At 40.5% G+C, this 25103-nt stretch carries 24 protein-coding genes; 15 read left to right on the plus strand and 9 right to left on the minus strand.

Translation table 11 applies throughout. From position 1 onward, the window contains the following. Positions 1-39: 39 nt before the first annotated feature. Entirely contained in the window at positions 40-282 is a 243-nt protein-coding gene (locus DUT71_RS04895) for a hypothetical protein (protein ID WP_113661397.1), read from the minus strand. 117 nt (positions 283-399) lie between these two features. Next, the gene (locus DUT71_RS04900; protein ID WP_240186858.1) at positions 400-1101 is read right to left on the minus strand and encodes a queuosine precursor transporter; all 702 of its coding nucleotides are present in this window, start codon (positions 1099-1101) and stop codon (positions 400-402) included. 200 nt (positions 1102-1301) lie between these two features. On the opposite strand from DUT71_RS04900, the gene DUT71_RS04905 reads away from it, so the two are divergent. From DUT71_RS04905 to DUT71_RS04935, 7 genes are all read left to right on the plus strand, one after another. Then, on the plus strand, positions 1302-2447 hold the full coding sequence (locus DUT71_RS04905; protein ID WP_113661399.1) for a methionine aminotransferase: 1146 nt from the start codon (positions 1302-1304) through the stop codon (positions 2445-2447). Positions 2448-2460: 13 nt separating this feature from the next. Next, a complete protein-coding gene (locus tag DUT71_RS04910; protein WP_240186859.1) occupies positions 2461-3261 on the plus strand; it encodes a nitrilase family protein in 801 nt (266 codons plus the stop codon). Positions 3262-3359: 98 nt separating this feature from the next. Next, positions 3360-4286 (plus strand): N(4)-(beta-N-acetylglucosaminyl)-L-asparaginase, encoded by a 927-nt coding sequence (locus DUT71_RS04915; protein ID WP_240186860.1) that lies wholly within the window; start codon positions 3360-3362, stop codon positions 4284-4286. A gap of 26 nt (positions 4287-4312) precedes the next feature. Then, positions 4313-5104, plus strand: a complete 792-nt coding sequence (locus tag DUT71_RS04920) for a copper homeostasis protein CutC (protein ID WP_113661401.1) — start codon at positions 4313-4315, stop codon at positions 5102-5104. Positions 5105-5164: 60 nt separating this feature from the next. After that, positions 5165-5599 carry a hypothetical protein gene (locus tag DUT71_RS04925; protein ID WP_113661402.1) on the plus strand — a complete coding sequence of 145 codons (435 nt, stop codon included), beginning with the start codon at positions 5165-5167 and terminating at the stop codon, positions 5597-5599. 326 nt (positions 5600-5925) lie between these two features. After that, on the plus strand, positions 5926-7713 hold the full coding sequence (lepA, locus tag DUT71_RS04930; RefSeq protein ID WP_113661403.1) for a translation elongation factor 4: 1788 nt from the start codon (positions 5926-5928) through the stop codon (positions 7711-7713). A gap of 84 nt (positions 7714-7797) precedes the next feature. Further along, the gene (locus DUT71_RS04935; protein WP_113661404.1) at positions 7798-8676 is read left to right on the plus strand and encodes a bifunctional 5,10-methylenetetrahydrofolate dehydrogenase/5,10-methenyltetrahydrofolate cyclohydrolase; all 879 of its coding nucleotides are present in this window, start codon (positions 7798-7800) and stop codon (positions 8674-8676) included. An 87-nt stretch (positions 8677-8763) separates the two neighbouring features. Here DUT71_RS04935 and DUT71_RS04940 read toward each other — a convergent pair whose 3' ends face one another. Continuing rightward, a complete protein-coding gene (locus tag DUT71_RS04940) occupies positions 8764-9093 on the minus strand; it encodes a Rieske (2Fe-2S) protein (RefSeq protein ID WP_113661405.1) in 330 nt (109 codons plus the stop codon). Positions 9094-9173: 80 nt separating this feature from the next. Here DUT71_RS04940 and DUT71_RS04945 point away from each other — a divergent pair, with 80 nt between their 5' ends. Next, the gene (locus DUT71_RS04945) at positions 9174-9797 is read left to right on the plus strand and encodes a 7-carboxy-7-deazaguanine synthase QueE (protein ID WP_113661406.1); all 624 of its coding nucleotides are present in this window, start codon (positions 9174-9176) and stop codon (positions 9795-9797) included. Positions 9798-10038: 241 nt separating this feature from the next. After that, complete coding sequence (locus DUT71_RS04950) at positions 10039-11925, plus strand: OmpA family protein (RefSeq protein WP_113661407.1); 1887 nt, start codon at positions 10039-10041, stop codon at positions 11923-11925. 83 nt (positions 11926-12008) lie between these two features. On the opposite strand, the gene kdsA is transcribed toward DUT71_RS04950, so the two are convergent. Both kdsA and recQ read right to left on the minus strand, forming a co-directional pair. After that, entirely contained in the window at positions 12009-12821 is an 813-nt protein-coding gene (kdsA, locus tag DUT71_RS04955; protein ID WP_113661408.1) for a 3-deoxy-8-phosphooctulonate synthase, read from the minus strand. 82 nt (positions 12822-12903) lie between these two features. After that, positions 12904-15093, minus strand: coding sequence for a DNA helicase RecQ (gene recQ / locus DUT71_RS04960; protein ID WP_113661409.1), 2190 nt, complete (start codon positions 15091-15093; stop codon positions 12904-12906). 87 nt (positions 15094-15180) lie between these two features. Here recQ and DUT71_RS04965 point away from each other — a divergent pair, with 87 nt between their 5' ends. Both DUT71_RS04965 and DUT71_RS04970 read left to right on the plus strand, forming a co-directional pair. After that, on the plus strand, positions 15181-16146 hold the full coding sequence (locus DUT71_RS04965) for a KpsF/GutQ family sugar-phosphate isomerase (protein WP_113661410.1): 966 nt from the start codon (positions 15181-15183) through the stop codon (positions 16144-16146). Positions 16147-16167: 21 nt separating this feature from the next. Beyond that, the gene (locus DUT71_RS04970) at positions 16168-17259 is read left to right on the plus strand and encodes a mannose-1-phosphate guanylyltransferase (RefSeq protein WP_113661411.1); all 1092 of its coding nucleotides are present in this window, start codon (positions 16168-16170) and stop codon (positions 17257-17259) included. A 38-nt stretch (positions 17260-17297) separates the two neighbouring features. Here the strand turns inward: DUT71_RS04970 and rlmB are convergent, their stop codons facing one another. Then, positions 17298-18062 (minus strand): 23S rRNA (guanosine(2251)-2'-O)-methyltransferase RlmB, encoded by a 765-nt coding sequence (gene rlmB, locus DUT71_RS04975; RefSeq protein ID WP_113661412.1) that lies wholly within the window; start codon positions 18060-18062, stop codon positions 17298-17300. A 191-nt stretch (positions 18063-18253) separates the two neighbouring features. Here rlmB and dnaB point away from each other — a divergent pair, with 191 nt between their 5' ends. Further along, positions 18254-19810 carry a replicative DNA helicase gene (dnaB, locus tag DUT71_RS04980; RefSeq protein WP_113661634.1) on the plus strand — a complete coding sequence of 519 codons (1557 nt, stop codon included), beginning with the start codon at positions 18254-18256 and terminating at the stop codon, positions 19808-19810. 193 nt (positions 19811-20003) lie between these two features. Here the strand turns inward: dnaB and DUT71_RS04985 are convergent, their stop codons facing one another. From DUT71_RS04985 to DUT71_RS04995, 3 genes are read right to left on the minus strand one after another with little or no spacing between them, the layout of a single operon-like run. Continuing rightward, positions 20004-20750, minus strand: coding sequence for an LOG family protein (locus DUT71_RS04985; protein ID WP_113661413.1), 747 nt, complete (start codon positions 20748-20750; stop codon positions 20004-20006). A 2-nt stretch (positions 20751-20752) separates the two neighbouring features. After that, entirely contained in the window at positions 20753-21952 is a 1200-nt protein-coding gene (chrA, locus tag DUT71_RS04990; protein WP_113661414.1) for a chromate efflux transporter, read from the minus strand. A 41-nt stretch (positions 21953-21993) separates the two neighbouring features. Continuing rightward, a complete protein-coding gene (locus DUT71_RS04995) occupies positions 21994-22329 on the minus strand; it encodes a tetratricopeptide repeat protein (protein WP_113661415.1) in 336 nt (111 codons plus the stop codon). Positions 22330-22510: 181 nt separating this feature from the next. Here DUT71_RS04995 and DUT71_RS05000 point away from each other — a divergent pair, with 181 nt between their 5' ends. The 3 genes from DUT71_RS05000 (at position 22511) to DUT71_RS05010 (ending at position 24937) form a co-directional block, all read left to right on the plus strand. Continuing rightward, entirely contained in the window at positions 22511-23248 is a 738-nt protein-coding gene (locus DUT71_RS05000; RefSeq protein ID WP_113661416.1) for an electron transfer flavoprotein subunit beta/FixA family protein, read from the plus strand. A 77-nt stretch (positions 23249-23325) separates the two neighbouring features. Continuing rightward, on the plus strand, positions 23326-24288 hold the full coding sequence (locus tag DUT71_RS05005) for an electron transfer flavoprotein subunit alpha/FixB family protein (RefSeq protein WP_113661417.1): 963 nt from the start codon (positions 23326-23328) through the stop codon (positions 24286-24288). Between the two features lie 31 nt (positions 24289-24319). Further along, a complete protein-coding gene (locus tag DUT71_RS05010; RefSeq protein ID WP_113661418.1) occupies positions 24320-24937 on the plus strand; it encodes a bifunctional nuclease family protein in 618 nt (205 codons plus the stop codon). Positions 24938-25103 lie beyond the last annotated feature (166 nt).

A 25103-nucleotide genomic window follows, 5' to 3' on the forward strand; every position in this document is an offset into this window, starting at 1 on the left:
TAGTTTTTAAGCTATAAAACGCAGCAGCGGGAAATTTGTTTAGGTATTATAGGTTTGCCAAATATTGTTTGCGCAAGGTTTGCTGGCCCGTTGTTTCCAGGCGCTAATGAGCAGTTTTTTCAATGGCTCTGGTTGCATTCGCTCTAAATTCACCAACATGTATTTATAATTTACATAACGTGGGGTAACGATAAAGGTTTCAGGATCATTTTGCATCCATTTGTCCCCTTCCTCGGTAAAAATCACTAAATATTCCGCATCTTCTTTTAAACGTGCTAACAAGCATTTGTTCACCTAAAGCGCAGGAGTATCAAAGCGCAATTACTCAGAAGTTGCAGGCAGCTGTGCTATGGCATTTCGTATAAAAGCAAGTGCCAATATGGTTTTTTGTTGCATTTTTCAACCTCTAGCGGCCATTTTAATCATTCGGTGGGCCAAATCTTTCCCGAGGTACTTATCGATAATAGCATGTACTACGTATAAAATTGGTGTCATCAACAAAGCCACCACAAATTTATAGGTGTAGCCAACCAAACCAATGGCAGCCACCATTTGCCAACTCCAATGATAAGCGGGGTTTAGGTAAAATGCGATAAAAATTACTACGAAACTATCAATAAGTTGTGATACCAGGGTAGATCCCGTAGCCCTTAACCACAATGCCTTTTCGCCGGTAAACTTTTTAATTCGATGAAAAATCAAAACATCTACCATTTGCCCAATTAGAAATGCGGTAATGGAACCAACAATGATCCACATTCCCTGCCCAAAAATGGCATTAAACGCATCGGGCATTCTCAATGGTTTGCCATTAACTTCCTGGGTTAGCCAAAAATCAGCAGGTTCAAGTTTAATGGCCATCCATACTACAAAAAATGCGAAGCCTATTAAAATAGCGGTTAAAACAGAGAGGAAGCGAACTTGTTTTACCCCAAAATATTCATTGATGATATCTGTCATGATAAAAACAATTGGCCAAGTGAGTACACCAGCCGACATATTGTAGGATAGGTTTGGAACCCCAAATAGATTTATATCAAACTTCTTGATTCCCAACACGCCCTCCACAGAAAATATTTTTACACCAATAAATTCAGACATCAGGGTGTTTGCCACGAAAAAGGCGCCCAGAACAAGCAATAATCTACTTTCTTTGGTTTTAAAAGTCATAGCAACTAAAGTACGAATTTTAACGATTAATTGCTGAATTGCTATTGGCTACATTGCTATTTTTTAACGACAAGGTAAATGCGCCTATCAACAATTAAACAATACAACAATTTTAGTTATTTTCGCAGTAGATGATTAATATAAATTCGAAATTACCTGCCGTGGGCACTACGATATTTACGGTGATGTCCAAACTAGCTGCAGACCATCAAGCCATTAACCTGTCTCAGGGTTTCCCTGATTATGATCCCGATCCTCAACTTCTTGCCGAGATTAGCCAGGCCATGAAAACCGGCTTTAACCAATATGCGCCCATGGCGGGCCTACCCCTATTAAGAGAACTGATCTCGGAAAAAATTGAAAGTTTATACGGAACAAAATATCATCCCGAAACCGAAGTGACGGTAACCGCTGGCGGTACACAAGCTATATTTACAGCAATCAATACTTTCATCAGTGCCGGTGATGAGGTGATTGTTTTTGAACCTGCCTATGACTGCTATGCCCCTACCATCAAACTGTTGGGCGGCCTGGTAAAACCTTTTGAACTGCAAGCACCAGACTATAAAATTGATTGGGAGATGGTGAAGAAGCTGTTTTCGGCAAATACCAAGATGATCATCATCAATACGCCGCATAACCCTACGGGAAGCATTTTGCGTAAACCAGATATTGAAGCGTTGATTAAACTCACAAAAGATACGGATATCCTTATTTTAAGTGATGAAGTTTACGAGCATATCATTTTTGATGGCGAACAGCACCAAAGCGTAGCCTTATATCCCGAATTGGCTGAAAGAAGCCTGATTGTAGCCTCTTTTGGCAAGCTTTTACACGCCACTGGATGGAAGGTTGGCTATTGCCTGGCGCCAGAAAAACTGATGTCGGAGTTTAGAAAAATACACCAATTTAATGTTTTTAGCGTTAATACCCCTATGCAGGCAGGTATCGCTAATTATTTAAAATCATCTCATGTCTATCAGGAAATCCCTGTCTTTTTTCAACAAAAGAGAGATTATTTCCAAGAGCTCCTTAAGCAAACAAGATTTGAGCTATTGCCCTGTAAAGGTTCTTATTTTCAATGTGTTGGATTTAGAAATATCAGTGAAGAAAAAGATACCGATTTTGCGAAACGACTGGTGAGCACTTTGGGTGTGGCAGCCATTCCGGTATCGGCATTTTACACCAAGAAGATTGACAACCAGGTGATTCGCTTTTGTTTTGCCAAAGAGGACAGCACACTCGAAAAAGCTGTAAACAAACTCATTAAACTATAATTATTAACCGCTCATGGAACCACATTACCTCAACATCCAAAACTTAAAAATTACCGTTTTTCAGGCCTATCTGTTCTGGGAAAACATCGAAAAAAACTTACAGAACATAGGTTTGCGATTGTCGGGTGGCGTACGTGAGAAAACCGATTTAATTGTTTTGCCTGAAATGTTCAATACTGGTTTTACCATGAGAGCGGAGGAATTGGCAGAGGAAATGGATGGCCCCACCATGCAATGGATCAAAAAAACAGCTGCCAGCTATGATTGTGTAGTTACCGGAAGTTTAATCATCAAAGAGCACGATAAATATTACAACCGTATGGTTTGGGTAAAACCAGATGGAGACTGTCAATATTATGATAAACACCATCTTTTTGGCTTGGGCGAGGAAGACAAACATTTCACAGCAGGTAAAGAACAGGTGATCGTAGAACTAAAAGGATGGAAAATACGTTTAGCGGTTTGCTACGACCTCCGTTTCCCGGTTTGGTTAAGGAATAAAAATGCTGCGTACGACATCTTATTGTTGGTTGCCAGTTGGCCAGATAAGCGCTCATCCCATTGGAGAACTTTAATCCACGCCAGAGCTATAGAAAACCAGAGTTACGTAATTGGCGTAAATCGTGTTGGGCATGATGGTAACCAAATTTATCACAGTGGCCACTCCATGTGCATTGACCCCTTGGGCAATACTGTTTACTATAAACCCGAAGACGAGGATCTTTACACCTTTAGCATCAACTACACGGAATTAGAAAAAATTAGACGACAATTTCCTTTTTTGAAAGATTCTGACGATTTTGAGATTAACTAACTTTAATCATGTATAATCGGAGGAAATTTATTCAGACCACTGCACTTTCTGCGGCTGTGGTGACATTGAGCAAAGCTTGCATTTCTAAAAGTAGCAGTATGAACAAGCCTATAGTAATTTCTACTTGGGATTTTGGGGTGGCTGCCAATGCCGAGGCCTGGAGAACGCTAAGTGAAAATGGTAAAGCACTTGATGCCGTTGAAAACGGCGTTAAAGTAGCAGAAGCAGATGTGAAAAACCAATCAGTAGGTTATGGAGGCTTGCCAGATAGAGATGGCATTGTCACACTGGATGCCAGCATTATGGACCATTTAGGCAATTGTGGTGCAGTGCTTGCCTTAGAGCAAATTAAACACCCTATTTCCGTAGCTCGTTTGGTGATGGAAAAAACGCCACATGTGATGCTTGCGGGAGATGGGGCCCTGCAATTTGCTTTGGAACAGGGTTTTAAGAAAGAAGATTTACTTACTGAAAAAAGCAAGAAAGATTGGCTAGAGTGGCTTAAAACGGCTAAATACAACCCGGTAAGCAATATCGAAAATAAACTTTATGATAAAGCTGCTCCAGAGAGATTACCGGGAAATCAATTTAATCACGATACCATTGGGATGTTGGCACTTGATGCGCAAGGCAATTTGGCAGGGGCTTGTACCACCAGCGGAATGGCTTACAAATTGCATGGCCGTGTGGGCGATAGCCCGATCATTGGCGCAGGCTTGTACATTGACAATGAAGTGGGCGGCGCAACTTCTACTGGCGTTGGCGAGGAAGTGGTACGTAATGTGGGCTCTTTTTTAGTAGTTGAATTGATGCGTCAAGGATATTCACCTGAGGAAGCTTGTAAAGAAGCCGTGATGCGTATCATTAAAAAGAAAACCAAAAGTACTAAAGACCTACAAGTGGGCTTTTTGGCATTGAGTAAAAACGGCGAATATGGGGCCTATGCCATTCAGCAGGGCTTTACTTTTGCGGTTTGCGATAGCCAAAAGCAAGATTTAATCATTAAAGGGAAAAGTCACTATTAACCCATCCCCTAAAGGGGACTTACTACATGACGCAAAATATAAACGAGAGAACAGCGAAGCCCCCCTTAGGGGATTTTGGGGTGGTTTTAGAAATCTGTGCCAACTCCATTGAATCGGCTATTGCAGCCGAAAAAGGCGGGGCTGATAGAATTGAACTCTGCGCAAATTTAGGTGAAGGAGGTACTACCCCAAGCTACGGACAAATTAAATGGTGTGTAGAAAATCTCCAATTGGAAGTTTGGCCATTGATACGTCCTAGAGGTGGCGATTTTTTATATACAGATGCAGAATTTGCATGTATACTAGAAGATATATATTTCTGCAAACAAGCGGGTTGCCATGGTGTAGTTGCTGGAATACTTGATGAAAATGGAAAGGTAGACGAAAGCCGTTGTCAACAAATAATAGCCACGGCCTCTCCTATGCCTGTTGCCTTTCACAGGGCTTTTGACATGAGCCAAAATCTGGAAGAAAGTTTGGAAGCGATTATTGCATTGGGTTTTGTAAGGATTTTAACTTCTGGCGGAAAAGCCAATGCTGAAATTGGCGCCAATGAAATAGCTAAGTTAGTTGTGCAAGCGGGTAAAAGGATAGAAATTATGCCTGGTGCCGGAATAAATAGCGATAACCTATCGGAAATTGCAAAGATTACTGGAGCAAAATGCTTTCATACCACGGCTAAAGAAAGGTTTGCCAGCAAAATGGTTTTTCAAAATACCATTGGTAAAATGGGTGACAAATACGCTGATGAATTCAGTTACGATCAGACTGATTTAAATAAAGTAAAAGTTTTAAAGGATATACTCAATAAGTTATAAATGAGATAAAAAACCTCGTAAGTTTTCAAAACCTACGAAGGTTAAAATAAACAACTTCTGATGAAAATACTAAAGATCTTTGTAACCCTAGGCTTGTTTACATTTTTAAGTGCTGAAGCCGTTGCTCAAACCAGTGCGCCTAGTTTTGTGAAAGGCACCTTTGTTGACGATTATGGCATTAAGTATTCGATTAATGATACGCTGTGGGTACAACATCCAAATATCAAATACCATATTATTAAGTGGAATGTAGCCGAACAATATGTGATTGCCAGAAATGGCAGCGGCCACAAGGCAGACGAAAATAAATACACCCGTATTGATTTCATGACTTTTGTGGGTATGGAACCGTGGAAATGGGGATTTTGCCTCACCGCCTACAAAGCAAAAACGGATACCGAAGCAGAACAAACTGCGGCGGCAGATAGGAAAAATCCACGAAAAGGTTGTAATGGCTATCCTTTTTCGAGGATGAAAGAAGTAACAGAGCGGTAAGTTATTTGCTTAATCATACTTTCGTGCCTCGCAACGACGAACAAACTGGCGAAAAGAAAAGCTCATAACAGCAGTTCATTTGCTAAATAAACCCGATTGAAGTGGAAATCCTTTTTATCATTGCTTCTACCAATAGGACTTGTTGAGGTGTAATTGCCACGAAGAAATCCTTCGACAAGCTCAGGATGACAGAAGTGATAAAAAGATTGTAACGGAAAGCGGGACTTCAGGTACAAAAGAACCACGAAATCACCTTTTCTAAGGCTCATTTTTCTCCCAATTATTGCCCATTAAAATTTGCTTAAAAAAGCTATCTTTGCACAAAGATGAAGCATATACGTAATTTTTGCATAATTGCACATATTGACCACGGTAAGAGTACCTTGGCCGACCGTTTATTAGAATATACCAACACGATTTCGCAGCGTGAGGCCCAGGCGCAGTTGTTGGACAACATGGATTTGGAGCGTGAGCGGGGCATTACCATTAAAAGCCACGCCATACAGATGAACTATAAACTGGATGGCGAGGAATATGTGTTTAACTTGATTGATACGCCAGGACACGTAGATTTTTCGTACGAGGTTTCGCGTTCTATTGCGGCCTGTGAGGGTGCGTTGCTTATTGTAGATGCTTCTCAAGGTATTCAGGCGCAAACCATTTCGAACCTTTACTTGGCCTTAGAGCATGATCTGGAAATTATTCCGATCTTGAATAAAATGGACTTACCTGGTGCGATGCCTGAGGAAGTAAAAGACCAAATTATTGATTTGATTGGCTGTGACAGAGATGATATTATTCCTGCATCTGGTAAAACAGGTATGGGTATCCCCGATATTTTAAAAGCCATTGTGGAGCGTGTGCCTGCGCCAGTAGGTGACCCTGCGGCACCACTGCAAGCGTTAATTTTTGACAGCGTTTTTAATTCTTTTAGAGGAATTATTGCCTACTATAAAGTGGTAAACGGCGAAATCAAAAAAGGTGACAAAGTAAGGTTTATCAATACGGAAAGGCAATATATTGCTGATGAAGTAGGTATTTTAAAACTGGATATGGCTCCTCGTAACTCGGTAAAAACTGGCGATGTAGGCTATATCATTTCTGGAATTAAAGAAGCGCGTGAGGTAAAGGTTGGTGACACCATTACCACCGTAGAAAATGGTTCTACAGAAGGTATTCAAGGTTTTGAAGAGGTAAAGCCCATGGTATTTGCGGGTATTTATCCGGTAGATACCGAAGATTACGAAGAATTGAGGGAAGCGATGCACAAGTTGCAATTGAATGATGCTTCCATTGTGTTTGAGCCAGAAAGTTCGGCAGCTTTGGGCTTTGGTTTCCGTTGCGGTTTCTTGGGGATGCTGCACATGGAGATTATTCAGGAACGTTTGGAACGTGAATTTGACATGACGGTAATTACTACCGTGCCCAACGTATCTTACAACGCTTACGGTACCAAGGGTGATATGTTTATTGTAAATAACCCTTCGGATTTGCCCGACCCAAGTAAATTGGACTATGTGGAAGAACCTTTTATTAAAGCAAATATCATTACCAAAGCGGAGTTTGTTGGGCCAGTTTTGAGTTTGTGTATCCAAAAACGCGGTATCATCGTTAATCAATCGTATTTGACTTCGGACAGGGTTGAATTGATTTTTGAAATGCCAATGGGCGAGATTGTATTTGATTTCTACGATAAATTGAAAACCATTTCTAAAGGTTATGCTTCGTTTGACTACCACCCTATTGGTTATCGCAAATCAGACCTGGTAAGATTAGATATGCTTTTAAACGAAGAACCCGTAGATGCTTTGTCATCATTGATTCACCGTTCAAACGCTTACGATTTTGGCAAGAAGATTTGCGAGAAGTTGAAAGAGCTTTTACCTCGTCAGCAATTTGAAATTAAAATACAGGCTTCTATTGGAGCCAAAGTAATTGCCCGTGAAACCATTAGTGCCTTACGTAAAGACGTTACGGCAAAATGTTATGGGGGCGACATCTCGCGTAAGCGTAAACTGTTAGAAAAACAGAAAAAAGGTAAGAAACGTATGCGCCAAGTGGGCAATGTAGAAATACCTCAAAGTGCTTTCATGGCAGTGTTAAAATTAGACTAACTTGACATTTAGATATTAGTAGTTAGTATTTAGATAACTACACCCTATCTAAATACTAACTACTAAATACTTAATACCCAACCAATGCAATTATTAGACGGAAAATACGTATCAGAAAAAGTTAAAGTACAAATAGCCGAAGAAGCAGCTCAATTTTTAAGCGAAACAGGTAGAAAACCTCATTTGGTTGCCATTTTAGTGGGTAACGATGGTGGTAGCGAAACTTATGTAGCGAGCAAGATGAAGAACTGCGAAAAGGTTGGCTTTAAGTCTTCTTTATATCGCTATGACAGTACCGTAACCGAAGCTGAATTGCTGGATAAGGTTAGAGAAATTAACGCTGATGACGATGTTGACGGTTTAATTGTTCAATTGCCATTGCCTAAACACATTGATCCAGAAAAGGTTACCGAAGCGATTGATCCTAAAAAAGATGTAGATGGCTTCCACCCTATTAATTTGGGTAGGATGATGCGCAATTTACCTTGCTATATTCCCGCTACACCGTATGGTATTTTGTTGATGTTGCAGGCTTATGATATTGATACTACAGGCATGCACTGCGTAGTAGTGGGTCGTAGCAATATTGTAGGTAGCCCAATGAGCGTTTTGATGGCTCGTAATGCCAATCCGGGAAACTGTACCGTTACATTAACCCATAGCAAAACCAAAGATTTAAAAGAGCAAGTTTTACAAGCCGATATCATTATTGCCGCCATTGGTAAAAAGAACTTCATCACGGCTGACATGGTGAAACCTGGCGCTATTGTAATTGATGTGGGCATCAACAGAGAAACCTCCACGGAAACCAAATCGGGCTATAAACTATATGGCGATGTAGATTTTGAAAATGTAGCGCCCAAGTCTTCTTATATTACGCCGGTTCCTGGTGGCGTAGGTTTAATGACTATCGTTGGTTTATTGAAAAATACATTGGCCTCTGCAAGGAAAGAGATCTATTAAGATTTAAACCACCTACACCTAAGAACATTTTAGTTTTATCGCACATGCTACTTAAATGTTCTTAGGTGTCTAAGGTGTCTCGAAAATTCAACTAAACAACCTCCTCCAAAAACTCTCTTTCAAGCCAATATAAACACCATCTGCTCTTTCTTCTACAGGATATATGTCAATATAATCTCCTTGGCCTGCTGCTCCCCTGCCCGTTTGCAAGCTGTATTCATAACGATGTATGGGGCAAATGATATGACCATTTTTGCACCAGCCCCCGCTTAGAATGCCGCCTGCGTGTGGACAAGTGTTTTGCACTGCATAAAGGTTATTTTCGTGTCTTACCAAGCATATTTTTCTCCCTTCTAACTTGATGAGTGTTACAAAATCTTCCTTTGGGATTTCGATATCAAGTTTAGTCCACTTCATTAATCAATTAAAATTACTTTAGCAAGATACAGAACTTATGATATTTATGGCATAATTATTTACCTTTGTGCCCTTAATTTATGGCACATCAAATACCAGAAGACGGCACATTGCTTCCTTTAATGGAAGAATTTTACACCATACAGGGTGAAGGTTTCAACACAGGTAAAGCGGCTTATTTTATCCGCTTGGGAGGTTGCGACGTAGGTTGCCATTGGTGTGATGTAAAGGAAAGCTGGGATGCGGAGCTTCATCCATTAACTACCGCTGATGAAATTGCAGCTAAGGCGGCTATTTATCCGGGAAAAGCGGTGGTGGTAACCGGTGGCGAGCCTTTGATTTATAATTTAGATTATTTAACCAAAAAACTTCAAGACCAGGGAATTTTAACCTTCATTGAAACTTCGGGTGCTTATCCGCTCTCGGGTTCATGGGATTGGATTTGCCTTTCTCCTAAAAAGTTTAAAGCGCCTAGACCTGATATCGCACCCTTTGCAAATGAGCTAAAGGTAATTGTGTTTAACAAAAGTGACTTTGAATGGGCCGAGAAATATGCTGAAATGGTTGGGCCTAACTGTAAGCTATATCTGCAACCGGAGTGGTCAAAGGCCAAAACGGTAACTCCGTTGATTGTGGATTACGTAATGGCCAATCCGAAGTGGGAAATTTCGCTACAAACGCACAAATTCCTGAATATCCCATAGCTTATTGCATTGCTATTTTGTTTTATTGTTGCTAACTTGCTTCACTGAATTCCGTTTGGCTTTAAAAACTGTTTAAAATAGAAAAGTAACGATATAGTCACCTTGAGGCTGCTTCGTTCCTCGCAGTGACGATTCTATTCACTTCTTTGCGAGAGGTTACGACGAAGCAATCTCATAGTTATGGAGATTATTTTAGCGAAATTTAAATAGTGCTTAGCCTTTCGAGTTAAAATCATGTGATATGCGCAAGTTCCTTCTGATATTTCTTTGTTTAAGCCAATTTGCATACGGTCAATCTACCATTAAAAAAGCGCAAACCAGTTTTGAGGATGCCCAGCAGTATGTAAGGCAAAATGTTTTTGACGAAGCAATTAAATATCTAAATGATGCGGTAAAAGCAGATCCTAAGTTCCAACGAGCCTATTTGCAGCTTGGTGATATTTACAAAAGACTTAGGAATACGCAAAAAGCGAAGGAAAACTATCGATTGGCGGTAAAATCTGCCGCGGTAGAAAATGCTAATGTTTATTTCAATTTAGGGGAAACAGAACTGCAAACAGGTGATTATAAGGAGGCCAAGCAGAACTTCGAACTCTTTTTGGCCCACGCTGCAAATGCCGATCAAAAATTCAGGGACAAAGCCCAAAAGTATATCGCCGATTGTAATTTTTCTATGGAAGCGATTAAAAAGCCCGTGCCTTACGAGCCGTTTAATATGGGTTTTTATGTAAACAGCGAACATCGCGACTATTTTCCTGCGCTTACTGCCGATGGGCAACAGATCATCTTTACCAGAAACATTCAAGGTAACGAAGATTTTTATACTTCCGTAAAGAAAAATGGCGAGTGGCAAAAAGCGGCATCCTTAAGTGAGAATATCAATACCCCAAATTTTAATGAGGGTGCTCAATCCATATCGCCTGATGGCAGGTATTTGTTTTTCACCAGCTGTAACCGGCCTGATGGTGCAGGGCGTTGTGATTTATATGTTTGTCGCCGCGAAGGTAAAGATTGGAGTGCACCCGTGAATTTAGGGCCAACCATTAATACGCCAGAATGGGAATCGCAACCTTCTATCAGTGCTGATGGCAGTACGTTGTATTTTCTGAGCAATAGGAATGGTGGTTTTGGGGGTTACGACATCTGGAAATCTGTAATGAATGATGAAGGCCAATGGACTACGCCTACCAATTTAGGGCCTAACATCAATACACCTTATGATGAAGCCACTCCTTTTATCCACCCAGATGGTAAAACCCTATATTTTTCGTCGGATGGTTGGCCGGGTTTTGGTCAAAAGGATATTTTTTACAGCAAACTACAGGCAGATGGTACATTTGCCAAGCCTATCAATTTAGGTTATCCTATCAATACTTTTAATGATGAATTTGGCTTTGTGGTGAGTGCCGACGGAAAGGAAGGGTTATTTTCTTCTAACTTAAGTGGTGGTTTTGGTGATGTAGATATTTACCGTTTCAAATTGCCAGAAAACCTAAAACCTAACCCTGTTACTTATGTGAAGGGCATTATTAGGGATAGAGAAACGAAAGAAACCTTGGAAGCTTCTGTTTTAATCATCAATTTAAAAACTAAGGAGGCTGCCTACAATGAATATACGGATAAAAGCACAGGCGATTTTATGGCGGTAATGCCTGCCAATGAGCAATATTCGTTTAATATTTTGGCTGATGGCTATCTGCTCTATTCAAACCATTACGATATTAAACCTACGGACGCCAACAAACCTTACGAGGTGGAGATTTTGTTAGATAAAATTAGTATAGGCAGTAAAGTATTGCTGAATAACATCTTCTTCGACACCAATAAATACGAGCTTTTACCTGCTTCGATGGTGGAGCTGAACCTGCTTGCCGAAACGCTCAAGAGCAATGCAACCATGACCATAGAAATACAGGGCCATACGGATAATGTTGGGGAAGTAAAAGCCAATCAGAAACTTTCAGAAAACAGGGCGAAAGCAGTGTATGATTATTTGATTGCAAAAGGAATTGACAAAAAGCAACTTACTTATAAAGGTTACGGCGAAGAAAAGCCTGCTTTTGACAATACTACGGAAGAAGGAAGGCAGAAAAATAGAAGAACCGAGTTTTTAGTGGTTAAAATATAGTTCTTTCTGTCATTCTGAGCTTAGCGATGAATCTGCTAGATATTTATCAGCGGTTCCTCTTGCCTCGGAATGACAGAAAACATCTATAAAACAGCCTGCCTAATCTTAATCAGTTTTACCAGTAAATCTTCTAATAATGCCAAGTTCAACATATTGGCACCATCAGATTTTGCGTTTGCTGGGTCGGGATGGGTTTCAATAAACAAGCCATCTGCTCCAACTGCAATGGCAGCTTTGGCAATGGTGGTAATGAGTTCAGGTTTACCGCCAGTAACCCCACTACTTTGATTAGGTTGTTGTAAGGAATGTGTACAATCCATCACTACAGGCACCCCAAAACTTTGCATTTCAGGCAAACCTCTGTAGTCAACAATTAAATCCTGATAACCAAAGGTATTTCCTCTATCGGTTAAAATCACTTTCTGATTTCCCGCCTCCTGTATTTTTTCTACGGCAAATTTCATGGAACCCGCCGAAAGAAATTGTCCTTTTTTTACGTTTACCACTTTGCCAGTAGCTGCAGCAGCTAACAACAAATCTGTTTGACGGCAAAGAAAAGCTGGAATTTGAAGTACGTCAACATAGGCTGCAGCCATTGCCGCCTCGTCACTTTCATGGATATCTGTAACGGTAGGTACATTGAACTCTCTGCCTACTTTTTCCAATATCTTAAGGGCCTTCTCATCTCCTATTCCTGTAAATGAACTGCCTTTGCTTCTGTTCGCTTTTCGGTAAGAGCCTTTAAAAATATAAGGGATGTTTAACTTATCAGTAATGGTGACTATTTTCTCGGCAATGCGTAAAGCTATTTCTTCGCCTTCAATGGCACAAGGGCCAGCCATTAAAAAGAAATTGTTACTATCTGTATGTTTTAATTTATCTAAGTAGTTTATCATTTTCGTTTTTAGTATTAAGTATTTAGATATTGGTATTTAGACTTTCTTATAGCCGAGACAAAAAAGTCTTAAGATGCACCATCTAATTTCCTAACTCGCTCATGAATTTAATGCGCATGAGCTGGATTTCTTCTCTGGTATAATCAGTTTCACCCAGATCTCTCAAGGCTAAATCTATGGAATCGGTATCTGCGGATTGGAAGTAGTCAAAAACTTCATCTTGTCTATCTTCATCAATCATTTCATCGATGTAATAAGTTAAATTAAGTTTTGTGCCAGAGTTCACAATAGCTTCTACTTCTTTGATTACATCCGCGTAGGTAATCCCCTTTGAGCGTGCAATATCTTCCAAACCAATCTGCCTATCAATATTTTGAATAATGGACACCTTTAAGGCAGACTTATTTGCTTGAGTTTTGATCACCAAATCCACTGGTCTGTCGATATCATTATCCTCTACATATTTTTTGATCAGCTCGATAAAAGGTGCGCCAAATTTAAGTGCCTTACCATTGCCAACGCCTGAAATCTGCTTTAGTTCGTCGCTGGTAACTGGATAATGCGTACACATTTCCTCCAACGAGGGGTCCTGAAACACCACAAAAGGAGGTACGTTCTTCTGCTTTGCAATTTTTTTACGCAAGTCCTTTAGCAACTGTAACAACTGGGTGTCCAGTGCCCCAGTGGCTTGTTTGATATCATCTTCGTCTTCATCGCCAGCTGTATCAACAATTTCGTTTAATATAAATTTCAAGCTATACGGACTTTCTATAAACTCACGTCCTATTTTGGTAAGTTTTAAAAGGCCGTAGTTGTCGATATCTTTGGCCAAAAAATTATTGAGTACCGCTTGTCTGAGCAATGATTTCCATAAGTTTTCACCATCGGCTTTACCGGAACCAAACTCAGGGAGTTTACTGTGCTCATAAGCAATGGTCTGCGCAGTTTCGTAGCCCATAAAAACATTGATCAAGTGCGCATCATCAAATTTTTCGCCACTGGTTTCAACCAATTTCAGCAGTGTCAACAACTTATCTTCGGCCTCAAACTGTTGTTTCGGCTTTTTGCAATTGTCGCACATGCAGTTACAGCCGGTTTCATTGAAATTTTCGCCAAAATAATGAAGAATTTGCTTTCTCCTACAAACAGAAGACTCGGCATAGTCTATCACTTCCTTCAAAATCTGGGTACCAATTTCACGCTCTGAAACAGGTTTGTCTTTCATGAATTTGGCCAGTTTTTCCACGTCTTTCTGCGAATAAAAGGCAATACAAACGCCCTCTCCTCCGTCACGTCCAGCTCTTCCGGTTTCCTGGTAATATCCCTCCATACTTTTTGGTACGTCATGATGGATTACAAACCTTACATCGGGCTTGTCAATTCCCATTCCAAAGGCAATTGTGGCCACAATAACCTCCACGTCTTCCATTAAAAATTTGTCCTGGGTATCTGCCCTTACTTTTGGTTCCAGCCCGGCATGGTAAGGCAAGGCTTTAATGCCATTGATATTCAATGTTTCAGCTACTTCCTCAACCTTTTTCCTGCTTAAACAATAAATAATCCCCGATTTTCCGGGGTTATATTTTACATATTTAATTATTTCCTTGGTGATATTTTTTTTGGGACGGATCTCATAAAATAGGTTTGGCCTATTGAAAGAAGACTTGAATAAAGTTGCATCCGTCATGCCCAAGTTTTTGATGATATCCTGTTGCACCTTGGGCGTAGCGGTAGCGGTTAACGCAATAATTGGGATATTTTCACCTAATCCGGCAATTACCTGCCTAATCTTCCTGTATTCCGGTCTAAAATCATGTCCCCACTCGGAAATACAATGCGCTTCATCTACGGCAACAAAAGAAATTTTCAATAATCTCAAAAACTCTACATTCTCTTGTTTTGATAAGGACTCGGGTGCTACGTACAACAGTTTGGTTTGCCCGTTCAACAAATCGGTTTTTACCTGCGTAATTTCCGATTTGGTTAACGATGAATTTAAAAAATGTGCGATACTATCGCTACCACCAAATGCTCTAATCTGATCTACTTGATTTTTCATCAAGGCTATCAATGGAGAAATAACAATGGCGGTTCCCTCGCTCATTAAAGCGGGCAATTGGTAACAAATGGATTTTCCTCCACCCGTTGGCATAATTACAAATGTATTTTTTCCCTCTAATATGTTGGTAATGATCGATTCTTGATCACCCTTAAAATTATCGAAACCGAAGAATGTTTGAAGGTTATCAAATAAAGACTTCTTGACGTCCATTTCCTGTGCTGAATATTGTGTGCTATTATTGTTCAAAATAACATAATTTTGCAGTAATTAAAGTATTAATTTACTAATAAATTCTCTTTGGAAAGTAAAAAATCTATAATTGATTCGGCTATCTCTACACTGAAGCTCGAATCTGAAGCTGTTTTAAGGCTTATCGACTATATCGACGATGATTTTGTTGAAACTGTAGAGACTATTTTGAATAGTCGGGGCAGGGTAATTGTCACTGGAATTGGCAAAAGTGCCATCATTGCGCAAAAAATTGTGGCTACGTTTAACTCTACCGGAACACCCTCCGTTTTTATGCACGCCGCAGATGCCGTACATGGCGATTTAGGAATGATCCAAAAAGATGACGTGGTACTTTGCTTGTCTAAAAGCGGCAACACGCCCGAAATAAAATTACTGGCACCACTTTTAAAGCTCTCCGGAAATAAATTAGTGGCTATGCTGGGAAATATTAAGTCTGATTTGGCTCAACAGGCAGATTTGATCCTGAATACCGCTGTTGACAAAGAAGCTTGTCCGCACAACCTGGCCCCTACTACCAGTACTACCGCACAACTTGCCATGGGCGATGCCCTAGCGATTTGTTTATTGCAGGCCAGAAATTTCCAGTCCGCTGACTTCGCAAAATATCATCCAGGGGGGGCTTTAGGGAAAAGACTTTATTTAAAAGCCGGTGATTTGGCCCTAAAGAATGAAAAACCCGCAATAAGCGCCCATGCACCAGTTAAAGACATCATTGTTGAAATTAGTAAAAACCGTTTGGGAGCGGTTGTTGTTACTAATGGTAGTGAAATTTTGGGGATTATTACCGATGGTGATATTAGGCGCATGCTTGAAAAACATACCAATCTTGAAAACATCAAAGCCAGCGACTTAATGAATACCAACCCTAAGACGATTGATAGTGAGGAATTAGCGTTACTTGCTTTAGAAATCATCAAAAACAACAACATTACCCAGATTTTAGTGACCAAAGAGGGGCACTATTTAGGTCTGGTGCATTTACACGACCTATTACAAGAAGGTATTGTATAAAAACATATATTTGCCTTGAACATGAATAAAAACAGGTACGCATTAATTATGGCTGGCGGTGTTGGAAGCCGCTTTTGGCCAGTAAGTAGAACAGAATTCCCTAAGCAGTTTATAGATTTTTTTGGTGTTGGCAAAACACTTATACAAAGTACTTATGAACGTTTTCTGCAGATTTGTTTGCCTGAAAACATCTTCATCGTTACCAACGAAAGTTACGTTGAGCTTATCAAGGAGCAGTTGCCACAATTAAGTGAAAATCAAATTTTGGCCGAGCCCATGATGCGCAACACCGCTCCTTGCATTGCGTATGGTTCATCAAAAATCGCTCAACTTGACCCCGATGCAGTAATTGTAGTTGCTCCGTCTGATCATACCATAGGCAACCAAAAAGCCTTTGTTAAATCTATAGAACAATCTATGGACGCGGCAAGCCAGCATAATTGTTTAATTACTTTGGGAATAAAGCCCAACAGACCCGATACGGGATATGGGTATATCCAATTTAACAATGAGATATTGGCTGGAAATGAGGAGATACACCAAGTAAAAACTTTTACTGAAAAACCAAACCTGGAGCTGGCAAAGTCTTTTCTGCAAAGTGGTGATTTTCTTTGGAATGCAGGTATTTTTATTTGGTCGGCTAAAGCTATTATCAAGGCTTTAGAAAGGCACTTGCCAGATATGCACGAGATATTTACCAGTGGTAAAACCTCCTATAATACACCAAATGAAAAGGCTTTCATTTCAAATGCTTACCAGTTATGCACAAACATTTCTATCGACTTTGGCATTATGGAAAAAGCGGAGAATGTTTACGTACTGCCCGCTGATTTTGGCTGGTCTGATTTGGGCACCTGGGCCTCTATCTATGAAATGGCCGAAAAAGACTACGTAGGCAATGCCGTAATTCCCTCTGAACAGGTCATGATGTACGATTCCTCTAATTGCATGGTAAACGTTCCCCACGAAAAATTAGTGATTTTACAGGGACTCCATGATTATATCGTTGTAGAATCAAATAATACGCTGTTGATTTGCCCACGTTCCGAAGAACAAAACGTGAAAAATATTGTGGCCGACGTTAAGGCCAAATTTGCCAACAAATTTATTTAACAAGATATTACTTAGGATGGTAGATCACAAATGGTGGTCTACTGTCTTTGTCTTATTGCTTCATACAAGATTACACCTGCGGCAACAGAAACATTCAAGGATTCAATTTTGCCCGCCATAGGTATTTTGGCCAGATGGTTGGCTACCCTTAACAGATCGTTAGAGATTCCCTCATCTTCAGATCCCATTACAATGGCAGTGGGCATGGTATAATCTGGCGCATAAATCAAATCGTTTGTTTTCTCTGTACAGGCCACTACCTGTAAGCCACTATCCTGTAAAAACAAACACACTTTATGTAGGCTGGCATGTCTACAAACCGGAATGGAGAACAAAGCACCAGCTGAAGTCTTAATGGCATCGGCATTGATTTGAGCAGCATTTTTTAAAGGCACCACGATTGCGTGGACACCTACGCAGGCCGCAGTTCGGGCTATGGCTCCCATATTGCGAACATCGGTTACGCTATCCAGTACCAATATCAGTGGCGTTTCCCCTTTCTCGTAAACGGCTGGGATAATGTCTTCAATGTTTTGATAGGTAATTGGCGATACTACGGAAATGACGCCCTGGTGGTTCTTTTGCGTCATCCTATTCAGTTTCTCAACGGGCACCACACTCATCGGAATTAAAGAGCCTGACAATAGAGATTTCAATTCAAGAAATAAATCACCCGACAAGCCTCTTTGAACATATATCGTTTCTATATCTCGCCCAGCCTTTATGGCCTCAATTACAGCCCTAATGCCAAAAATAAACTCATTGTTCTCTTTATTCCTTTGCGGTCTTCTAAAATTATCCATGCCTATTAATGTAGTGCAAAAGTAACTATTAAAAGTTCAATACTGGCTTATCCACATAAAATTGTTTACAACTCTTTTACATTTATAATATAGCTAAAAAAATCATCAGATTAGCATTCAAGTTGTTGACAACCTAGTTAAAACTTCTTCAAACAATACGCCCTAATTTTAGTTACTTTTGCTCTATGAGCATGGATAACGAACAAAAGGGACAAGGCAAATTTTCTTTATCGGCCAGGAAAGGCCGATTGGCTAATACGATTGCTACAGTTGACAAAATACAGCCTCAGGCCACTGATTTGGAGGAAGCGGTATTGGGTGCGCTGATGTTGGAAAAAGACGCCCTATCTGCCGTTATTGATGTGCTTAAGCCAGAACTTTTTTACGACGAAAGACATAAAAAGGTTTTTGAGGCAATACAAGCGCTTTTCCAGAAATCAAAGCCTGTGGATATTTTAACGGTAACCACTGAACTGCGTACAAATGGGGCTTTGGAAATGATTGGAGGTGCCTATTACGTAACCTATCTTACCAACAGAGTTTCATCTGCGGCAAATATCGAATTTCATGCCCGTATCATCTCTCAAAAATATATTCAACGAGAACTGATCAGGATATCTACCGAAATTATCAAAAATGCCTACGAAGACACTACAGATATTTTCGACCTATTGGATATGGCCGAAAAAAACTTGTTTGACATTGCCCAAAACAATTTGCGCCGAGATACGCAGAAAATGGATGCCATTATCAAACAGTCTTTGGCCTCTTTGGAAGAACTGAGAACTAAAACCGATGGTTTAACGGGCGTACCTTCGGGCTTTACAGATTTAGATCGGGTAACTGGCGGATGGCAGAAATCAGATTTGGTGATTATAGCGGCCCGTCCGGCAATGGGTAAAACCGCATTTGTACTGAGCTGTGCCCGAAATGCAGCCGTAGATTTCCAAAAACCGGTAGTGGTGTTCTCCCTAGAGATGTCTTCGGTACAGTTGGTAAATCGTTTGATCTCTGGCGAAGCCGAAATTGAACAGGAAAAAATCAGAAAAGGTAACTTGGCTGAATGGGAATGGCAACAACTGCACAGTAAGATTGGCCGGCTTTCAGAGGCTCCGCTGCTCATTGACGATACGCCCGCATTGAATATCTTTGAGTTTAGGGCAAAGTGCCGCAGGTTAAAATCGCAATACGATATCCAAATGGTTATTGTCGATTACTTGCAGTTAATGCATGGTAAAGGTGAAGGTGGCGGCAACCGTGAACAGGAAATTGGTAGTATTTCACGTGCGCTCAAATCGGTAGCCAAAGAACTCGATGTATCCGTATTGGCACTTTCCCAGCTAAGCCGTGCCGTTGAAAGCAGGCCAGGGCAAAATGGCAAGCGCCCAATGTTGTCCGATTTACGTGAATCTGGTTCTATTGAGCAGGATGCGGATATGGTACTCTTCCTATATCGTCCAGAATATTACGGTATCATGGAAGATGAGAGTGGCCGTTCCAATGCTGGTGTAGGCGAGGTAATTATCGGTAAAAACCGTCACGGAGAAACCGGTATCGTACCGTTGAGATTTATTGGTAAATATGTGAAGTTTGCGGATTTGGAAGATAGTTTCCTCCCTCCTTCTAGTTTCTCGGCAGGAAGTGATAGTAGCATGATGCCTTCAGAAAATTTTGACAGGCCAGCTGGCAATATCATCATCAGGCCATCAAGCATGAACGATATGCCAGATGATGACCCACCGTTTTAAGATATTTTAAAAGAAAAGGGCTTATGAAATGTTTCATAAGCCCTTTTTTATTTGTATTAAAAGTTCGTCATTGCGAGGCACGAAGCAATCTTAAAGCGATAGTATAATATCAAAAGTGAGATTGTGCTCCTATGACGAAACGCCCTATACGAGACTTACGAAGTTTCTAAAACTTCATAAGTCTGAAAAGTAGCTAACTTGCTTTGGCATCTGGTTTTTCTTCGCCAAAAATCCACCAAGCCTTTTTAGGTGACTGTAATTTAAATATAGGTGCAGTTTCTTTATATTTCCTGATATGACTTACAACCTCTTCAATATCATCGGTGAACAAAAGTAAATCCATATCTGCTGGGCTAATGGTCTTTTCGGCCATCATTCGCTCAATATGCAGGTAAATTTCATGATGGAACTCTTTTCCCATAATCACTATAGGAAATTTCTCCACCTTTCCTGTTTGGATCAGTGTTAGAGTCTCAAAAAATTCATCCAAAGTACCAAAACCACCTGGCAGTACTACGAAGGCGTAAGAGTACTTTCTTAGCAACTCCTTTCTCACAAAGAAGTATTCAATGTTTACTGAGGTATCCAGATAGGGGTTTTCATGTTGCTCATGTGGCAGTACAATGTTACATCCTACAGATAAACCTCCTGCATCTTTCGCTCCCCTATTGGCTGCCTCCATAATGCCGGGGCCACCGCCTGTCATGATGGTAAAACCTAATTTCGAAATTTCGGCAGATACTTTGCGGGCCATTTCATAGTAAGGATGATCTTCCTTGAAACGTGCCGAACCAAAAACCGTCACACAAGGGCCCACAAAATGTAGTTTTCTAAATCCTTTGTAAAACTGATAAATTACCCCCAAAACATATTTCAATTCCTGCCAACGAGTTCTGGCTCCTTTAAAAAAACTAACTTCTTCTTTTACAAACTTATTCATCACTAGATTATATAACCCAAAAATAGGCCAGCGAGGATAATTAATGCCGGGCTTATCTTGGTAAAATTCAACAATAAAAATGTAGCCAGTACAATGCCCAAAAATAGCCAATTTAATCCAACTGGAGCGATCAACATTATAAATGCGGCAATGATAAAACCTACACTTACGGCATTAATGCCTGAAAGAGAATATTTAATTCTGGATATTTTTTTCAAATCGTTCCAAAAAGGCACAATAAAAAGCACCAAAATCAACCCGGGCAGGTTAATTCCCAATACGGCCAGCAAGCCTCCAGTAGCTTGTCCAAGTATTCCATATCCACCATGTTTCATGCCTAAAGCACCTATGTAACTTGTAAACGAAAACGTTGGTCCGGGCAAAATTTGCTGAAAGGCAAAGCCAGAAAGAAAGTCAGTTTGACTGAGATAATGTTTCATTTGCACAAACTCGGTAAACATCATGGGTACCAGAACTTGTCCGCCACCAAAAATGAAAATGCCGTTACGATAGAAGTTCTCAAACAACCTGATGGGCAAACTAAACGGCGAAGTCCTGTTGATTATGGCGCCCAGCATTGCCATAAAAAGAAGCACGCCAATAAAATAGCCCAGTTTTTTGGGATTGATATTTGCAAATAACCGTACCCTTAATTCTGTTTCTTCAGTAGGTGTGCCAATAGCCGAGGACACCATTCCGCCGATTAAAATAGCTAGTGGAAATACATAGGCCTCCCGCAATACCAATGTACCCACCAATGCTCCTACCGCTAAAAAAACCGACACTTGGGTAGTCAGTACCTTTCGTCCTAGCTGGAAAGCGCCATAGGCTACAACCCCCAAGGCAATGGGGTGTATATACTCCAGTGCCTCTGCAAATTTATGCTTTTGATCAAGTAAGGCATACCAAATTGCGGCCAGTGTCATGATAGCCGCTGAGGGTAAAATCCAGATCAAGAAAGTGATGATGGCCAATTTCAGTCCGCCAACTTTATAGGCAATGCCCACTAAGGTTTGGGTTGATGCCGGACCAGGCAGTACCTGCGCCAAGGCATTTAGCTCCAGCAATTCTTCTTCACTAATAAAATTGATGTTGTTTACAAAATAACGCAACAATAACGACAAATGCGCCTGCGCCCCGCCAAATGCGGTGAACGTAAAAAAGAACACATTTCTGATAAATAATAGTTGTCGTTTTGCCATTAACTTGCTTACCTGATCATTTCGTTGGGATGGGTTAATTGCTAGTCGTCTTCGTAATCTAAACCGGCAGCACTATTATATGCTCCCTGCAGTTCAGACAGGGCATGCATATCTCGTTTTTGCCTGGCCGCCTGCATGCCCGTTTGATAAATCCGTATAGCTTCGTCCTTATTTCCAATTTTTTCGTAAAGCTTACCGAGGTGATAGTAAGTACCTACATAGTTAGGATGCTTCTCTGTTAACTCAAGGTAATATTTAAGTGCATTTTCGGTATCGTTTTGCACATTATACTCTGTTGCAATGGCGTACAGTATAAAACTATCATTCGGATCGGCTGATAAAAATTCGAATAACTTGGTTAATCGTTGGTTTTGCATTTTAATTCCTTGCTTTTTTAATTAGATTTGCAAAAATACAATTAAGGATTACATTCCTTGTTTGCACAAACAAAAGTAGAATTTATGGGTTCTTTAACTTTGTTGGCAAACATATAACAGATCAACCAGTGCAATAATTTAATTGACATAGCTGAATTTTACCTTAATCAAATATATAAATATGAAAATTCTAGTTTGTATCAGTAACGTTCCAGACACGACCACAAAAATAACCTTTACGGCCGACAATACCCAATTCAATACTGCAGGTGTACAATACATTGTTAATCCTTATGATGAAATTGCGCTTTCTAGAGCCATTGAGCTTTGTGAAGGAGGTAAGGGCACCGTAACTGTTGTTAACGTTGGCGAAAGCAGTACCGAACCAACCATCAGAAAAGCATTAGCCATTGGCGCTGATGATGCTGTAAGAATAAATGCCGCTCCGAGAGATGCTTATTTTGTAGCTAAACAAATTGCGGAATATGCAAAATCTAACGAATTCGATATGATTTTATGCGGCAGGGAATCTATTGACTACAATGGTTCTCAGGTAGCTGCAATGATTGGCGAATTTTTGGACATCCCTTCTGTTTCTATCATTAAGAAACTAGATTACGATGGTTCTACAGCAACTATAGAACGTGAAATTGAAGGCGGCAAGGAAGTATTAAGCGTAAATGGGAAATTTGTGGCAAGTTGTGCCGAGGGAACTGCCGAAGCTAAAATCCCGAACATGAGAGGGATCATGTCGGCACGTACCAAACCGCTACAAACCATAGAAGCCGTGAATGTTCCTGAAATGAGCAAAATCAGCAAGTTTGAAACTCCCGCACCTCGTGGGTCGGTAAAGTTAATTCCTGCTGAGAGTGCCGAAGAACTTATCGGCTTATTGCATACCGAAGCTAAAGTGATCTAATCATTATTATGCAAACCCCTAATCGTTTAAACAGTTAAATTAGCAAAACATCCCGATGGGATTTCAAATAGATTAATATGTCAGTATTAGTATATGTAGAACAAGTTGAAGGAAAGTTCAAAAAATCAGTATTCGAAGCGGTATCTTACGCCAAAGCCCTTGCTGATCAACAAGGCACCAGCTTAAGTGCAATATCAATTGGTAATGTTGCAGATAGCGAATTGAATGAACTTGGAAAATATGGCGCAAGCAAAGTTTTAAAAGTAGAAGCAGACCAGCTTAAGAATTTTGTAAATCAGGCTTATGCATCTGTGATTGCCGAAGCTGCCAAAAAAGAAAATGCAAATATCGTTGTACTTTCTAACTCATTCTCCGGAAAAGGTTTGGCCCCGCGGGTTGCAGTAAAACTTGAAGCAGGCTTAATTGATGGCGCCGTGGAGTTGCCTTCCAGTGACTTTTCTGTAAAGAAAACCGCTTTCTCCGGAAAAGCTTTTGCCATTACTACCTTAACCTCGGCCAATAAGGTGATTGCCTTAAATCCAAATGCTTTTGGGGTAAAAGAAAACCCAACCAATATTGCCATTGAGGCTTTTAGCCCTGAGGTAAAATCAAGCGACTTAGCTGCCATGGTTAAAGAAATTGTACGTGCTACCAACAAAGTATCTTTACCTGACGCAGAGATTGTGGTTTCTGGCGGCAGGGGCTTAAAAGGCCCTGAAAACTGGGGAATGGTAGAAGAATTGGCAGACCTTTTGGGCGCTGCAACCGCTTGTTCAAAACCAGTTTCTGATGCCGATTGGAGACCTCACTCTGAGCACGTTGGACAAACTGGTATTGCCATTAGCCCAAACCTTTACATCGCCATTGGTATCTCTGGCGCCATCCAACACTTGGCGGGCGTAAGCTCCTCAAAAGTAATTGTAGTGATCAACAAAGATCCTGAAGCGCCTTTCTTTAAAGTAGCCGATTATGGTATTGTTGGAGATGCTTTTGAAGTAGTTCCTAAAATTATTGCAGCGTTAAAAGCACACAAAGGCTAGTTAACCATATTGAAGCGCTGATTTTTTAAGGATGAAGAAGGTTAAACTTGATATTGTAGGACTATCGTACAGCCAGACGCAATCTGGAGCTTATGCGTTGGTATTGGGAGAAGTTAACGGACGTAGAAGGCTGCCCATCATTATTGGCGCATTTGAGGCGCAGGCCATTGCCATCGAAATTGAGAAGATGTCTCCTACCCGGCCGTTAACGCACGATTTGTTCAAATCATTTGCGCAAGCATATCAGGTAGAAATTACCGAGGTATTGATCTACAATTTGGTAGACGGAGTGTTTTTTGCCAAGCTGATTTGTAATAAAGATGGAGAGCAGGTAGAAATTGATGCTCGCACCTCTGACGCGATTGCCATTGCGGTTAGATTTAACGCAGCCATATATACCTACGAATTTATACTCGCCTCGGCCGGGATTGTGATTGAAGGAAACGATTTCCTCTTTCTTGAAAACATCGAAAGCATCACCAGTGGGCAGGCAGCTGAAGAAACCCCGTCACCAATGCCAGTATCGGGATACCAAAGCTTATCCTTGGAAGAGCTTCAAGAAAAATTAGAAAAAGCACTAAGCGACGAGGCCTATGAAAAAGCCGCTCGGATTAGAGACGAAATTAATCGAAGAAATGCAGGTAAATAACCTGCATTTCTTGTTTCAGGGCAATTTTATCCCAGTTGCTTACGGCAAAAAAACTCCCAAAACCAATAGTGGTAAAAAATCTAGCCAGCTAACCAGCTTAAATTTGTCATGTACTAAAAAAAAGTCCTATCTTCAAACCGTTCAAAACTAAACGAAATTTATACTG

It is taken from the genome of Pedobacter nanyangensis, assembly GCF_003313505.1.
In the GTDB taxonomy this organism is placed as follows: Bacteria; Bacteroidota; Bacteroidia; order Sphingobacteriales; family Sphingobacteriaceae; genus Pedobacter; species Pedobacter nanyangensis.

Coding starts and splice junctions, on each gene's coding strand:
- DUT71_RS04900 (WP_240186858.1), bottom strand. CDS start 1,101: ATGTCTGAATTTATTGGTGTAAAAATATTTTCTGTGGAGGGCGTGTTG.
- DUT71_RS04905 (WP_113661399.1), top strand. CDS start 1,302: ATGATTAATATAAATTCGAAATTACCTGCCGTGGGCACTACGATATTT.
- DUT71_RS04910 (WP_240186859.1), top strand. CDS start 2,461: ATGGAACCACATTACCTCAACATCCAAAACTTAAAAATTACCGTTTTT.
- DUT71_RS04915 (WP_240186860.1), top strand. CDS start 3,360: ATGAACAAGCCTATAGTAATTTCTACTTGGGATTTTGGGGTGGCTGCC.
- DUT71_RS04920 (WP_113661401.1), top strand. CDS start 4,313: ATGACGCAAAATATAAACGAGAGAACAGCGAAGCCCCCCTTAGGGGAT.
- DUT71_RS04925 (WP_113661402.1), top strand. CDS start 5,165: ATGAAAATACTAAAGATCTTTGTAACCCTAGGCTTGTTTACATTTTTA.
- lepA (WP_113661403.1), top strand. CDS start 5,926: ATGAAGCATATACGTAATTTTTGCATAATTGCACATATTGACCACGGT.
- DUT71_RS04935 (WP_113661404.1), top strand. CDS start 7,798: ATGCAATTATTAGACGGAAAATACGTATCAGAAAAAGTTAAAGTACAA.
- DUT71_RS04940 (WP_113661405.1), bottom strand. CDS start 9,093: ATGAAGTGGACTAAACTTGATATCGAAATCCCAAAGGAAGATTTTGTA.
- DUT71_RS04945 (WP_113661406.1), top strand. CDS start 9,174: ATGGCACATCAAATACCAGAAGACGGCACATTGCTTCCTTTAATGGAA.
- DUT71_RS04950 (WP_113661407.1), top strand. CDS start 10,039: ATGCGCAAGTTCCTTCTGATATTTCTTTGTTTAAGCCAATTTGCATAC.
- kdsA (WP_113661408.1), bottom strand. CDS start 12,821: ATGATAAACTACTTAGATAAATTAAAACATACAGATAGTAACAATTTC.
- recQ (WP_113661409.1), bottom strand. CDS start 15,093: ATGGACGTCAAGAAGTCTTTATTTGATAACCTTCAAACATTCTTCGGT.
- DUT71_RS04970 (WP_113661411.1), top strand. CDS start 16,168: ATGAATAAAAACAGGTACGCATTAATTATGGCTGGCGGTGTTGGAAGC.
- rlmB (WP_113661412.1), bottom strand. CDS start 18,062: ATGGATAATTTTAGAAGACCGCAAAGGAATAAAGAGAACAATGAGTTT.
- dnaB (WP_113661634.1), top strand. CDS start 18,254: ATGGATAACGAACAAAAGGGACAAGGCAAATTTTCTTTATCGGCCAGG.
- DUT71_RS04985 (WP_113661413.1), bottom strand. CDS start 20,750: ATGAATAAGTTTGTAAAAGAAGAAGTTAGTTTTTTTAAAGGAGCCAGA.
- chrA (WP_113661414.1), bottom strand. CDS start 21,952: ATGGCAAAACGACAACTATTATTTATCAGAAATGTGTTCTTTTTTACG.
- DUT71_RS04995 (WP_113661415.1), bottom strand. CDS start 22,329: ATGCAAAACCAACGATTAACCAAGTTATTCGAATTTTTATCAGCCGAT.
- DUT71_RS05000 (WP_113661416.1), top strand. CDS start 22,511: ATGAAAATTCTAGTTTGTATCAGTAACGTTCCAGACACGACCACAAAA.
- DUT71_RS05005 (WP_113661417.1), top strand. CDS start 23,326: ATGTCAGTATTAGTATATGTAGAACAAGTTGAAGGAAAGTTCAAAAAA.
- DUT71_RS05010 (WP_113661418.1), top strand. CDS start 24,320: ATGAAGAAGGTTAAACTTGATATTGTAGGACTATCGTACAGCCAGACG.